This window comes from Pseudomonas sp. MWU16-30323 (assembly GCF_020515595.1).
Taxonomy (GTDB): Bacteria; Pseudomonadota; Gammaproteobacteria; order Pseudomonadales; family Pseudomonadaceae; genus Aquipseudomonas; species Aquipseudomonas yamanorum.
Map to the genome: position 1 here is coordinate 74,733 of NZ_JAIWYM010000018.1, position 12,402 is coordinate 87,134.

At 60.8% G+C, this 12,402-nt stretch carries 12 protein-coding genes and 1 pseudogene; 7 read left to right on the top strand and 6 right to left on the bottom strand.

What is annotated here, in order from left to right:
- Positions 1 to 217: 217 nt before the first annotated feature.
- Complete coding sequence (gene fabI / locus LIY45_RS20145; protein ID WP_226477369.1) at positions 218 to 1,012, top strand: enoyl-ACP reductase FabI; 795 nt, start codon at positions 218 to 220, stop codon at positions 1,010 to 1,012.
- A 44-nt stretch (positions 1,013 to 1,056) separates the two neighbouring features.
- On the opposite strand, the gene LIY45_RS20150 is transcribed toward fabI, so the two are convergent.
- On the bottom strand, positions 1,057 to 1,947 hold the full coding sequence (locus tag LIY45_RS20150) for a bifunctional helix-turn-helix transcriptional regulator/GNAT family N-acetyltransferase (protein WP_226477391.1): 891 nt from the start codon (positions 1,945 to 1,947) through the stop codon (positions 1,057 to 1,059).
- A gap of 193 nt (positions 1,948 to 2,140) precedes the next feature.
- Here LIY45_RS20150 and ggt point away from each other — a divergent pair, with 193 nt between their 5' ends.
- The 4 genes from ggt to LIY45_RS20170 all read left to right on the top strand — a co-directional run bounded on the left by ggt (position 2,141) and on the right by LIY45_RS20170 (position 5,494).
- Positions 2,141 to 3,967, top strand: coding sequence for a gamma-glutamyltransferase (ggt, locus tag LIY45_RS20155; protein ID WP_226477370.1), 1,827 nt, complete (start codon positions 2,141 to 2,143; stop codon positions 3,965 to 3,967).
- A gap of 23 nt (positions 3,968 to 3,990) precedes the next feature.
- Positions 3,991 to 4,713: a polyphenol oxidase family protein gene (locus LIY45_RS20160; protein ID WP_226477371.1), complete on the top strand. Its 723-nt coding sequence runs from the start codon at positions 3,991 to 3,993 to the stop codon at positions 4,711 to 4,713.
- Positions 4,714 to 4,872: 159 nt separating this feature from the next.
- Positions 4,873 to 5,193, top strand: coding sequence for a transcriptional regulator (locus LIY45_RS20165; protein WP_087693782.1), 321 nt, complete (start codon positions 4,873 to 4,875; stop codon positions 5,191 to 5,193).
- Positions 5,180 to 5,494: a helix-turn-helix domain-containing protein gene (locus tag LIY45_RS20170; RefSeq protein ID WP_017478621.1), complete on the top strand. Its 315-nt coding sequence runs from the start codon at positions 5,180 to 5,182 to the stop codon at positions 5,492 to 5,494. The genes LIY45_RS20165 and LIY45_RS20170 overlap by 14 nt, the downstream gene beginning before the upstream one ends.
- Positions 5,495 to 5,507: 13 nt before the next feature.
- On the opposite strand, the gene ddlA is transcribed toward LIY45_RS20170, so the two are convergent.
- Both ddlA and LIY45_RS20180 read right to left on the bottom strand, forming a co-directional pair.
- The gene (ddlA, locus tag LIY45_RS20175; protein ID WP_226477372.1) at positions 5,508 to 6,602 is read right to left on the bottom strand and encodes a D-alanine--D-alanine ligase; all 1,095 of its coding nucleotides are present in this window, start codon (positions 6,600 to 6,602) and stop codon (positions 5,508 to 5,510) included.
- Between the two features lie 104 nt (positions 6,603 to 6,706).
- Positions 6,707 to 6,817 (bottom strand): annotated as a pseudogene (locus LIY45_RS20180) (lysine transporter LysE); the annotation flags it as partial.
- Between the two features lie 137 nt (positions 6,818 to 6,954).
- Between LIY45_RS20180 and LIY45_RS20185 the strand changes: the two are divergent.
- Positions 6,955 to 7,755, top strand: coding sequence for an AraC family transcriptional regulator (locus LIY45_RS20185; protein ID WP_017478618.1), 801 nt, complete (start codon positions 6,955 to 6,957; stop codon positions 7,753 to 7,755).
- Positions 7,756 to 8,250: 495 nt separating this feature from the next.
- Here the strand turns inward: LIY45_RS20185 and LIY45_RS20190 are convergent, their stop codons facing one another.
- The 3 genes from LIY45_RS20190 to LIY45_RS20200 all read right to left on the bottom strand — a co-directional run bounded on the left by LIY45_RS20190 (position 8,251) and on the right by LIY45_RS20200 (position 10,637).
- Positions 8,251 to 8,826 carry a flavin reductase family protein gene (locus tag LIY45_RS20190; RefSeq protein ID WP_226477373.1) on the bottom strand — a complete coding sequence of 192 codons (576 nt, stop codon included), beginning with the start codon at positions 8,824 to 8,826 and terminating at the stop codon, positions 8,251 to 8,253.
- A 54-nt stretch (positions 8,827 to 8,880) separates the two neighbouring features.
- Positions 8,881 to 10,197 (bottom strand): PAS domain-containing methyl-accepting chemotaxis protein, encoded by a 1,317-nt coding sequence (locus LIY45_RS20195; protein ID WP_226477374.1) that lies wholly within the window; start codon positions 10,195 to 10,197, stop codon positions 8,881 to 8,883.
- A 107-nt stretch (positions 10,198 to 10,304) separates the two neighbouring features.
- Positions 10,305 to 10,637 (bottom strand): DUF2790 domain-containing protein, encoded by a 333-nt coding sequence (locus tag LIY45_RS20200; RefSeq protein ID WP_226477375.1) that lies wholly within the window; start codon positions 10,635 to 10,637, stop codon positions 10,305 to 10,307.
- A 238-nt stretch (positions 10,638 to 10,875) separates the two neighbouring features.
- Between LIY45_RS20200 and LIY45_RS20205 the strand changes: the two genes are divergently transcribed.
- Positions 10,876 to 12,204, top strand: a complete 1,329-nt coding sequence (locus LIY45_RS20205; RefSeq protein WP_226477376.1) for an OprD family porin — start codon at positions 10,876 to 10,878, stop codon at positions 12,202 to 12,204.
- The last annotated feature ends 198 nt before the right edge of the window (positions 12,205 to 12,402 follow it).

The window sequence follows — 12,402 nt, forward strand, 5'->3', positions numbered from 1 at the left end:
CCCCGCTCCAACAGCAGCCACCAGGCACAACGGAATGACCCAAGCAAAGGAACGACCCATAGATAAATTCAGACTCTGTTAAATGCCATGAGGGTTAAGTACTGGATAGCTTAATGCCATCACCCCGCAAAGTATCGCTACCGCCCATGTGCCTCGCAATATTTCCCCGCCGTCGAAATTCCACTACTGCCGAACAACCTGAAAAAAGGAGCTACACATGGGTTTTCTCGCCGGAAAGCGCGTTTTGATCGTGGGCGTCGCAAGCAAGCTATCCATCGCTTCGGGTATTGCCGCCGCCATGCACCGTGAAGGCGCCGAGTTGGCCTTCACCTATCAGAACGAGAAATTGAAAGGCCGCGTGGAAGAGTTCGCCGCCGGTTGGGGGTCCAGCCCGGCGCTGTGTTTCCCGTGTGACGTGGCCAGTGACGAGCAGATCGCCCAGGTGTTTGCCGAGCTGGGCAAGCAGTGGGATGGCCTGGACTGCATCGTGCACTCCGTGGGTTTCGCACCGGGTGATCAGTTGGAGGGTGACTTCACCGATGCCACCACCCGTGAGGGGTTCCGCATCGCCCATGACATCAGCGCCTATAGCTTCGTGGCCCTGGCCAAGGCCGGTCGGGCGTTGATGAAAGGTCGCAATGGCAGCCTGTTGACCCTTTCTTACCTGGGCGCGGAACGCACCATGCCCAACTACAACGTGATGGGCATGGCGAAGGCGTCGCTGGAGGCTGGCGTGCGGTATCTGGCCGGCTCCCTCGGCCCGGAAGGCACGCGGGTTAACGCGGTGTCCGCCGGTCCGATTCGCACCCTCGCCGCTTCCGGCATCAAGAATTTCCGCAAGATGCTGGCGGCCAACGAGGCGCAAACGCCGCTGCGGCGTAACGTCACCATTGAAGAGGTCGGCAACGCCGGCGCCTTCCTGTGCTCGGACCTGGCGTCGGGTATCAGCGGGGAAATCATGTACGTGGACGGCGGTTTCAACACCACCGCCATGGGCAATCTCGACGAGTGATCTTCAGGCCGTAACGGCGCTCCGTTGACTGGAGCGCCGTTACGTCAAACTCCTTGCCGCACAAAACACTGCTCCACCACCGACTTGCCCCACTGCTGCCCCTCCTGCTCGGACGCCAGCACAAAGCCCGCGTTTTCATAGAGCTTGCGCGCCACATCCAGGCCCTTGAACGTCCACAGCCGCACCGCCGGGAACCGGTGCTCATCACAGAAATCCAGCGCCTCTTGCAACAGCCGTTTGCCCAAGCCTTGGCCGTGGGCCGACGGGTCCAGGATGAAGCAGCGCAAGATCGCCTCGCCGTTTTCGCCCTCGCCATCAATGGCGATCGAACCCACAATCTGCGTCCCATCCAGTACCGCCCACACTTCGTTGCGCGGGTTGGCCAGGCGCCCCATCAACTCGGCCATGTCCGCCGCCACCAGACTTTCAAATGGTTGGCCAAAATTCGCATGCTTGGCGTAGTACTCGGCGTGCATTTGCGCGATGCGCCCAATCACCCCAGGCCGGTAACCACGGGCAATGCTGTAGTGCCTTGGCTGCCGGGCGCCGGTGCGTTGGGTTTGCAGGGCTGCGGCGTACTGATCAAGCCCACGGCTGACGGCCTGCTGCTGTTCGCTGGACAAGTCACCAATGGCCTCGCCCACCTGGCGCCGGGCAAACGTTTCGATGTCACCTAACGTCTTTTGGCCTCGCACGGTGAGCCGCAGCTTTTTCGAGCGGGCATCGTCCTCGTTGGCAAACTCTTCCAGCTCGCCCGCCTCGATCAGCTTGCGCACCATGCGGCTCACCGATGATTTTTCCAGGCCCAGCAAGGTGACCAGTTCAGCCGCTGTCAGTGCGCCACGCTCGCCGATTTCAACAATCGTGTGCACCGATGACGGTGGATAACGGCTGGCTGCCAACTTCGGCTGCATGAAGCCCAACTCCCGCACCATAAGGCGCGAGGCACAGCGGATCTGATCGATAAGGTCTGGCCTGGAACGGTTCACGGGGAAACCTCTTGCCTGAATGAAGGGGGACATAGTTGTACCGCACAACCAAATACAGATCAATCTCCCTTCTCCCAAAGCGCTGAGGTACATTCCCTACACGGACAACAGATCATTCTCAAATGAACGGAGTCATCGCGTGCTTTCGATTTTCCACCGCCAACGCCTTACCACCTTCTCGCTGATTACCGCCGCCCTCACCCTCGCCGCCTGCCACAGCGCCACCGCGCCTGAATTGCCGCCCGCCCCGGAACTCGGTTCGGGCTATCGCACCGACATGAGCACCCGCCACGCCGAGCGCCATATGGCCGCCGCCGCCAACCCGCTGGCCGCCGAAGCCGGGCGCGAAATATTGCGCAAGGGCGGCTCGGCCATCGATGCGGCGATTGCCATGCAGGCCGTACTGACGCTGGTGGAACCGCAGTCCTCCGGGATCGGCGGCGGCGCGTTCATCATGCTGTGGGACGGCAAGCAGGTGCACGCCTACGACGGTCGCGAAACCGCACCGGCGGGCGCTACCGAGCGGTTGTTCCTGAAGGCCGACGGTACGCCGATGGCCTTCCCCGAGGCACAGATTGGCGGGCGGTCCGTGGCAACTCCGGGTGTGTTGCGTGCCTTGGAGATGGCCCACAAAAAGACCGGTCACCTGCAATGGGCAACCTTATTCGAGCCGGCCATTCTCCTGGCGGAACAGGGCTTCCCGATCTCGGCACGCCTGCACAGCCTGATCGCCGCCGACCGCTATATAACCCGCTCGCCGGAAATGACCGCGTACTTCCTGAACGCCGATGGCAGCCCCAAGGCCACCGGTACGCTGCTGAAAAACCCAGCGCTGGCCAACGTCTTCAAACGCATCGCCAAGGAAGGGCCGGACGCGCTGTACTACGGCCCGATTGCTGAAGAAATCACCCGCAAGGTACAGGGCAACAGCAACGCCGGCAGCCTGACGCTGACTGACCTCAAAGGCTACAGCGCGGTTGAGCGGGCGCCGTTGTGCACCGAGTACAAGCGCTGGAAAGTCTGCGGCATGCCGCCGCCGTCGTCGGGCGGGATCGCCATTGCGCAGATCCTCGGCACATTGCAGGCCCTGGAAGCCCGCGACCCGCGCATGGCGCTCGCGCCGTTGAAGCCGGTGAAGAGCGACTCACCAGCAGGCCTGGAGCCGGTGCCCGAAGCGGTGCACCTGATCGCCGAGGCCGACCGCCTGGCCTACGCCGACCGCGCGCAATACGTGGCCGATTCGGACTACGTGCCGGTGCCGGTTGCCGGGCTGATCGCCCCGAATTACCTGGCCAGCCGCGCCGCGTTGATTGGTGAGCGCAGCATGGGCGTCGCCAAGCCGGGCAAGCCGGCCGGGATTGAAGTGGCCTATGCGCCGGATCGCTCGCCGCTGCGCATTTCCACCTCGCAAGTGGTGGCGGTGGATGACGTGGGTGGCGCGGTGTCGATGACCACTACGGTGGAGGCCGCATTCGGTTCCCATGTGATGGTCCAGGGCTTTTTGCTGAACAACCAGATGACCGACTTCTCCTTCATTCCCGAAGAGAACGGCCAGCCGGTGGCCAACCGGATCGAGCCGGGCAAGCGCCCGCGTTCGTCGATGGCACCGACGCTGGTGTTTGATCGCCAGAGCGGCGAGTTGGTGGCCACGGTGGGTTCCCCGGGCGGTTCGCAGATCATCGAATATGTGAGCAAGTCGCTGGTGGCCATGCTCGACTGGAACCTCGACCCGCAAGCCGCCGTCGGCCTGCCCAACTTCGGCAGCCGCAACGGCGCGACCGAGTTGGAAGCCGGGTTGTTCAGTGCACCGTTGAAACAGGCGCTGAAGGACAAGGGCCACGCCCTGAGCGAAATCGACATGACCAGCGGCGCCCAGGCGATCGTCCGGGTGCGCGATGCGCAGGGCAAGGCGTCGTTGATCGGCGGGGCTGATCCACGCCGTGAAGGCGAAGCGCTGGGGGATTGAGTTGACTCATTGGAGAGCTGCGCGTGCACAAGGCAAATAACCTCGGCGCCCTGGTGGGCGTCGATCATGGGTTTTGTTCGATTGACGATCCGTTGCGGCCTGACGAGGTGTTCATCTGCAAGCAGGTGCACAGCGCCACGACCCTTGAATGGCGCCCGGAGCTGGCAGCCAATACGGTTGAAGCCGATGGGGTTTTCAGCCGGGATATGCAGCCGATTGCGGTGATCACCGCCGATTGCCTGCCGCTGCTGATGGCCTCGGAGAACGGGGATCTTGTCGCGGCGATTCATGGCGGCTGGAAGGGACTGCAAGGCGGGATCATCGCCAATGCCATGCAACGGTTTACCGCCGAGGGTGTCGCGTTGGATCAGCTGCGGATTGCGATTGGGCCTTCGATCAAGCCTTGTTGTTATGAGGTAAGCGGGGAGTTTGTGGCGCAGTTGCAGGCGAGTCAGGGGCATTTGTGGCGGGACGGAACTGCACCGTGGGCGTTCGAGCAGCCAGGGCCGTTGTTGACGCCGCAGATTGCGCCGCCGGGGCCGAGGCAGGATTTGAGTGCGTGGTTTGATTTGAGCCGGTACGCACTGATCTTGCTGGAGGCGGCAGGGATAAAACGTGAGCAGGTTGAGGTGAGCGAAGTGTGTACGTATTGCACCTCGCCGGCGTTTGCGAGTTATCGCAGAAGGACCCATGACAGTACGGAGAGGAAGACGTTGTTGTACTCGTGGGTTGCTCGCGCAGTGTAATGGGACGACGCCCACAGCTCTCTTAGCTATTAGCCTTAGAAAATCTGTGGGCTGTCATTTTTTGCGAAACAACGTTTCTTGAATCCCTCTCCATCCGCTGACATTTTCTGGCCCCGCCCCTTCTTGCCAGAGGCTACGTCAAAGACGTAGAATTTTTGCGTGTTAACGATCATCGAGTCACCATTATTCAGCAAGCTATGGCCCGATTACTGGACCGAAGAAGAACGGGGTATTTTTATGGCTTTTCTAGCCAACCACCCCGATTCAGGTACTGTCATTCCAGGTTCTGGTGGTTGCCGAAAAGTACGCTGGAGCTTGGAAGGCCGGGGCAAGAGCAGCTCAGTACGGATCATTTACACAACGCAATTGGCGTGCGGCGCACTAGTTGCCTTGCTGATTTATGGCAAAGGTGCCACCGAGAATATTCCCGCGCATGTCCTCTACAAAATCGCCAAGGAGATGAACCATGCCACTCACTGAGAAACAGCTGAAGGAACGTGACGCCAAGCGCAACATCGGCGAGGAATTGCTGGCTGCCGTTATCGACGTCAAGGAAGGGCGTCATGGTCACGTCCATCACGTCGAAATTACCCAAGCGGCTGAGGCGCGCAGCAAGACCGGGTTGTCACAGCCCAAGTTTGCCGAACTGCTGGGGGTTTCTGTACGAACGCTTCAAGAATGGGAGCAAGGGCGCCGTTCTCCTTCCGGCGCAGCACGTTCCTTGCTGCACATAGCAGCCATCAGGCCAGACGTTTTTCGAGAAGTCCTCAGTAACGCCTGATGGCGTTACTGGTCTACCGGCTAATCTTCAACCCCTTGCGCCCCGCATGCCGCTCCAGCGCCAGCTCGATCAACCGGCTCACCAGCTCGCTGTAGCTCATGCCAGCCGCCTGCCACAGCTTCGGGTACATGCTGATGCGGGTGAACCCGGGCAACGAGTTGATCTCGTTGATCAGCACCTCACCCTCATCCGTCAGAAACACATCCACCCGCGCCAGCCCGGCACAGCCCAGGGTTTCAAACGCTTCGATGGCCAACGCACGAATGCGCTCGCTGGCCTCGACACTGATATCCGCCGGCACCACCACTTGGGCCGCCTGGTCATCGATGTATTTGCTGTCGTAGGAATAGAACCCGTCCCGCACCACGATCTCGCCACAACCGCTGGCGATGGGATGCTCGTTACCCAGCACGGCGCATTCAATTTCCCGGCCTTTTACCGCCGACTCCACCAGCACCTTTTCATCAAACCCAAGCGCCAGTTCAATGGCTGCATGATATTCAGCCTCGCTGCCCACCTTGCTCACCCCAACGGACGAACCCTGGTTCGCCGGTTTCACGAACATCGGCAATCCGAGTTTCTGTTGGGCTTGGTCGAAGGGGGTACGCGCCGCATTCCTGCGGTTGAGGGTAATGAACGGCGTCACGGCAATCCCGGCATCCCGCAGCAGGCGTTTGCTGATGTCCTTGTCCATGCACACCGCCGAGCCCAGCACGTCGGAGCCGACAAACGGCAGGTCCGCCATGCGCAGCAGGCCTTGCAGGCAGCCGTCTTCGCCGAGGGTGCCGTGGACGATCGGGAAAATCACGTCGACGTGTTCCAATGAGGCCTGGCTCGAGGTTTCTACCAGTTGCTGGCTGGCCTTGCCCGGCACCACGGCCAGTTCACGATTGGATTGATTGAGGGCGATCAGCGCCGGGTTTTCTTCGTTGAGCAGAAAGCCCGAGGTGTCGTTGAGGTGCCAGTGGCCGGCCTTGTCGATGCCGATCAGGATCGGCTCGAAGCGCGAGCGGTCCAGTGCATCGACGATGTTGCGCGCCGATTGCAGCGACACTTCGTGCTCGGCCGAACGGCCACCAAAAATAATCCCTACCCGCAGCTTGCTCATGATCGGCCTCACGATTGAAAGTAAGGCTTCTTACCATGAGCCGTCAGCGATTCGCTACCAGCGTGGCCCCGAACAGCACATAACAACCACCGGCGAATCGGTCCAGCCACTTGCGCGGCATTGAAAGAGTTAGGGCCTGGCGTCACGACCGCGACGGTCCAGAGCAAGGCCAGGGAGACCAGAGGGGCCGCGTAGGCCGGATTGAACAATTCCATGTGGGATTCTGCCGAGGGCAGTGCAGGAATACTGATCATAGGCCGGGCCCGAACCGCGCACAATCGTACAAGACCCCGGCAGACAGCGGATTCAGACTGGGTTAACGTATTTCCACCTCTTTGCACGACAACTCATCATGGCGACCAATATCGACTGGCTGCACCGCGCGCCCCACGCCAGTGGCCTGGAGCGTATCGAGGCGTATTTTGCCGGGTTTGGCTTCGACCCTCATCGCCACGACACCTACGCCATCGGCCGCACCTTGTTCGGCGTGCAGAGTTTTCACTATCGCGGCGGCATGACCCACAGCCTGCCGGGGCGGACCATGGTGATCCATCCCGATGAAGTGCATGACGGGTGGGCCGGCAGCGAGGAAGGCTTCAAATACCGGATGATTTACGTGGAGCCGGCGCTCATCCAACAGGTGCTGGGCGGCAAGCCGCTGCCGTTTATTCCCGGCGGGCTGTCCAGCGACCCGTGGCTGTACCGCGCCAGTGAAGTGTTGCTGCAAAGCCTGGATTGCCCGATTGATCCGTTGCAGGAACAGGACGCGATGTTTGACCTGGCCCAGGCGCTGAACAATGCGTCGGGCATCACGGTGAGTCGCAAGACCTTCGACTACCGCGCCGCCGAACGCGCGCGGGAATTTATCCACAGCGCCCTGGGCCGGCCGATCACCCTCGATGAAATGGCGGAATACGCCAACCGCGACCGCTGGGCGTTGTCGCGGGATTTTCGGTTGTTGTTCGGGACCAGTCCCTATCGCTACCTGACCATGCGCCGCCTGGACCTGGTGCGTAGTTTGCTGGGCCAGGGCCAGTCACTGGTGGATGCGGCACTGACCGCCGGCTTTACCGACCAGAGCCACATGACCCGGCAATTCCGCAGCACCTTCGGCATGCCGCCGTCGCGCTGGGTGAAGATGCTCGGGCGCTGAAACCCCGCCTTGAAATGCGATCAACCTGTGGGAACTGGCTTGCCTGCGATAGCGGTGAATCAGCTGATAAATGATTGACTGACACTCCGCCATCGCAGGCAAGCCAGCTCCCACAGTTGATCTATGTCGCTGCTGAAATCGCATTCGACTCTAGAGCTCGCTCTTTACGCGCTAACACCAGCTCAATCCCGCTCGCCTGCGCCGCGCCCGTCGACCAAGCGGCGGCCCACCCCCATCGCCGTCCATGTCATGCCCTGGCCGATGCTCAAGATGAAAATCCCCGCAGGCACTCAGCAAAACCCAGTGGTAACACTACCTTATGTGGCGAGGGAGCTTGCTCCCGCTTGGCTGCGCAGCAGTCGTATATCTATCGACCAAGTGTATTGGCAGGAAAGCAATGGGACCGCTTCGCGCACCAGCGGGAGCAAGCTCCCTCGCCACAGCAAGCTCCCTGGCCACAAAACCAGGCTCTACCGGGAGAGTTCGGCACTGGGCTTAAAGCTGCCGCCCATCAATGGGCTCACCAATCGTCAGGAAATGCCCGCCCGCCACATGGTGCAAGGTACGCAGCCCATCGTGCCCTTCAAAATGCCAGCGACCGTCGCTGAACACCCGCTCATCCGCTTCGGCCGCCACCACTTCGGCGAGGAACAAGTCGTAGGTCTGCTGGTTATGCGGCTCCGGCAGCAACCGGCACTCCAGCCACGCCACGCAGCCTTCGAGCATCGGCGCTTCGGTGTGTTCGCCGCTGAAGGTCTGCAAGCCGTACGCGGCGAACTTGTCCGTCTCGCTGCCGGTGGTGTTGCCCACGGTCTGCACGATATCGGCCTGGGCCGCACACGGTACGTTGAGCACGAAGGTGCCGGCGCCTTCCAGCAGGTGCCGGGTCCAGGTGGCCTTGTCGAGTACGACGGCGACTTTGGGCGGTTCGAAATCCAGCGGCATGGCCCAGGCCGCCGCCATGATGTTGCGCTGGCCGTCGTGCGCAGCGCTGACCAGCACGGTCGGGCCGTGGTTGAGCAAACGGTAGGCCTTGGACAGTGGGACGGGACGGCGATGGTTAGGGCTCATGGACGAAAGGCTCGGAAAAAAAACCTACGATACCTCAAGCTTGAGCCCCGGTGACTAGCTGCTCAGCTGATTGGCGAATTGCCCAACGGCGCTGACCACCTTCTGGGCACCGTCCTGGATCTCCACGATCACCGTGCCCGCCTCGGCCGCCAACGCCAGGCCTTGTTCGGCCTGCAGGCGGCCATCGGTCATCAGCGCCACCGCGTCGCGGGCCATGTCCTGGTTCTGGCGCACCACGCCGACGATTTCTTCGGTGGCCTTGCTGGTACGCGACGCCAGTTGCCGAACCTCATCGGCCACCACCGCAAAACCACGGCCTTGCTCACCGGCGCGGGCGGCTTCGATGGCGGCGTTGAGCGCCAGCAGGTTGGTCTGTTCGGCGATGCCGCTGATGGTCTTGACGATGCTGCCGATCACCTGGGACTGGGCGTTCAGCGCTTCAATGCCGTCGCCCGCTTGCTGCATATGCTTGGCCAGATCGCGCATCACGTCCACCGCCTGGGTGACCACGGTGGTGCCGCGCTGGGCGCTGCTGTCGGTGTGCAGCGAGGTGCTGTAGGCGATGCTGGCCGCGTCGGCCACGGCCTGTTCCTGGTTGACCTGGTCGGTGATCACGGTGGCGAACTTGACCACTTTGTACAGCCGCTCATTGGCGTCGAGCACCGGGTTATATGAGGCCTCCAGCCACACCACGCGCCCGTGGCTGTCCACACGCTTGAAGCGGCCGGCGACGAATTCCCCGGCGTTCAGGCGTTTCCAGAACTGCTGGTACTCGACGCTGTTGGCGTCCTGCGGCTCGCAAAATATCCGGTGATGTTTGCCCTGGATCTGCGCCAGGCTGTAGCCCATGCCGTTGAGGAAACGGTCGTTGGCCGTCAGCACATTACCGTTGAGGTCAAACTCGATCACCGCTGTGGAGCGCACCAGCGCGGTGATCAGGTTTTCGTGCTCGCGGGAGGCCTCGATGGTGCGGGTCAGGTCGCTGGAAAACATCGAAATATGCTTGATACGTCCGTCGCTGCTGCGCACCGGTTGCACGATGGAGCGCAACCACGCCTCGTTGCCGTTGCCCCGCGTCAGGCGCACCGTACCGGCGAAATGTTCGCCTCGCACCAGTGCGTTTTTGAAGCGCAGTTGAAACGCGTCCTGCTTGACGTGCGCCGGCACCAGGTCTTCGATCAAGCGGCCTTCCAGCTGGCTGCCCTGGTAAGCCATCTCTTGAAGAAAGATGGCATTGACCGACTCGATACGCCCTTCGGGGTCCAGGGTCAGGGTCATCATTTCGCTTTCCAGGCTCTCTCTCACTTGGTGCAGGCTGGACAATTCTTCGCGAAGAGCAGACAGCTCCTGCTTGAGACGGGTGTTGAACATGGAGGCACCGATGGGCAAGTAAGGACGTGGGTCTGACCTGCATCGGCGCTGCCGGCATTTTCTGAAGAGAGCGTTAGCGCGTTGCTCAACTATATTTTTGCTACCCCTCAACTGCCATTGTTACGGCAGATACCCATGACCTGGTATTGGAGGGTATTGAGCTTGCCGGTGGAATCTTCATAGGTCATGCGCGACGGTACCGCGTTGCACGAACGGATCGGCGGTGTGACGTTGACCACCTTGGCAATGTCCAGCTTCATGCCGTAGCGATAGTCCTGGACCACGGGCGTCGCCTTGCCTTTTTTCGCGGCATAGGCGGCCATGGCTTGCTCGTTGTTTTGCATCATCTGGGCGAAGGTGCGGTCACCGCCGCCTTCAGCCATCGCGCCGACGGAAACGATCAGGGCCAATGCAGCGACAGTGGTTTTCAGGGTCTTCATGAGGGCGTCCTCGTCTGATTTCATTGAATGAAAGTTCAGAGCAAGCGTAACTAACCAAGCCTGTCGCAAAGTTCACCGAAAGATTACTTATCCGTTATGTCTTGTTGAAATTCCAAAATTGTAATCTGTGCGCCACCTCGTCGTTATCTCGTGTTTGCAACTATCTGCGCGGGCACCCCTAAAACAAGAATGCCCCATCGATAAGAAGCTAATAGCTGCCACTACCGAGGAGCGCTACATGAATACTCACCGCACACTTTCACTTTCCATGATTGCCGCCCTGGCGGGGTTCACCCCGCTTTCAGGCATGGCCGTGGAAGACAAACCCGAAGGGTTTATCGAAGGCAGCACCTTGAACGTGCTGGCCCGCAACTTCTACTTCAACCGTGACGATCGCAAGGGCCAGTCGAGCCCCACCGGCAATGGCTACTCCGAAGCCTGGGCCCAGGGTTTTATCGGCAAGTTCGAGTCCGGATTCACTCAGGGTTCGGTGGGCTTCGGCCTGGACGCGTTTGCGATGTATGGCCTGAAACTCGACTCCGGCACCGGCCGCAGCGGCGGCAAGGGCTCGTTCGGCGTGCTGCCGGTAGACAGCGACAACCACCCCGAGGACGGCTACAGCAAGCTCGGCGGCGCGGTAAAAATGCGCCTGCTGGATACCGTGATCAAGGCCGGTGATGTGTTCCCGCTGACCCCGGTGGTGGCCTACGGTGACTCGCGGGTACTGCCGGAAAGCTTTCGTGGCGTCACCGCACAAAACACCAGCATTGAAGGCCTGAGCCTGCAAGGCGGACACCTGAGCGGCATGAGCCAGCCCACCCAAAGCGGCCTGGATAAAGGCTTTGCGACGTTTTATGCGGGCAAGGTGGATTCACCCTGGATCGGCTATGCCGGTGGTGACTATCAGGTGAACAAACACCTCAGCGTCAGCCTGTACACCAGCCGCCTGAAGGATGCCTGGGACCAGTACTACTTCGGCAGCGCCGCCAGCTACCCGCTGAACGATGACGTTTCGCTGTTTGGCGACTTCAACTATTACAAGGCGGTGGACGAGGGCAAGAAACGCCTGGGCGAGTTCGATAACAACATCTGGAGCGCCAGGCTCGGGGTCAAGGTGGGGGCTCACAGCCTGGCCCTGTCCCACCAGCGCAACAACGGTGATGACGACTTTGACTACCTGCGCATGTCCGACTCGATCTTCCTCAACAATTCGATCCAGTACAGCGACTTCAACTCGCCCAAGGAACGCTCGTGGATGCTCGCCTATAACCTCGACATGCAGGCCTTCGGCATTCCCGGGCTGACCTTCATGACCCGCTACGGCAAAGGCACCGGCGCCGACTACAGCAACGCCAACGCGGTGTACATGCGCCGTGACGCGGCCGGCGACCCGTTGACCGACCAACGCCGCTGGGAGCGGGATATCGAGGCCAAGTACGTGGTACAGGGCGGCAACTTGAAAGACCTGTCGCTGCGCTTGCGCCAGGCGACGGTTCGTTCAAGTGCCTTTGAGTCGGACCTGGAAGAAGTTCGGCTGATTATCGAATATCCATTGGCGATTCTCTAAACCCTGCCCGTTGTAGGAGCGAGCTTGCTCGCGAAGCACCTGAGAGCGCTGCGTTAAACCAGAAGCCCCGCGTTATCGTTAACAACTTTCGCGAGCAAGCTCGCTCCTACAATTGAATAACATCTGTTCACAATTTGAAGCCTGTCAGAACTGTAATATGCGCCTCACCTTCTCGTTAAGTTGCGCTTCTTATACTGG

Coding starts and splice junctions, on each gene's coding strand:
- fabI (WP_226477369.1), top strand. CDS start 218: ATGGGTTTTCTCGCCGGAAAGCGCGTTTTGATCGTGGGCGTCGCAAGC.
- LIY45_RS20150 (WP_226477391.1), bottom strand. CDS start 1,947: ATGGTGCGGGAGTTGGGCTTCATGCAGCCGAAGTTGGCAGCCAGCCGT.
- LIY45_RS20170 (WP_017478621.1), top strand. CDS start 5,180: ATGCCACTCACTGAGAAACAGCTGAAGGAACGTGACGCCAAGCGCAAC.
- ddlA (WP_226477372.1), bottom strand. CDS start 6,602: ATGAGCAAGCTGCGGGTAGGGATTATTTTTGGTGGCCGTTCGGCCGAG.
- LIY45_RS20185 (WP_017478618.1), top strand. CDS start 6,955: ATGGCGACCAATATCGACTGGCTGCACCGCGCGCCCCACGCCAGTGGC.
- LIY45_RS20190 (WP_226477373.1), bottom strand. CDS start 8,826: ATGAGCCCTAACCATCGCCGTCCCGTCCCACTGTCCAAGGCCTACCGT.
- LIY45_RS20195 (WP_226477374.1), bottom strand. CDS start 10,197: ATGTTCAACACCCGTCTCAAGCAGGAGCTGTCTGCTCTTCGCGAAGAA.
- LIY45_RS20200 (WP_226477375.1), bottom strand. CDS start 10,637: ATGAAGACCCTGAAAACCACTGTCGCTGCATTGGCCCTGATCGTTTCC.
- LIY45_RS20205 (WP_226477376.1), top strand. CDS start 10,876: ATGAATACTCACCGCACACTTTCACTTTCCATGATTGCCGCCCTGGCG.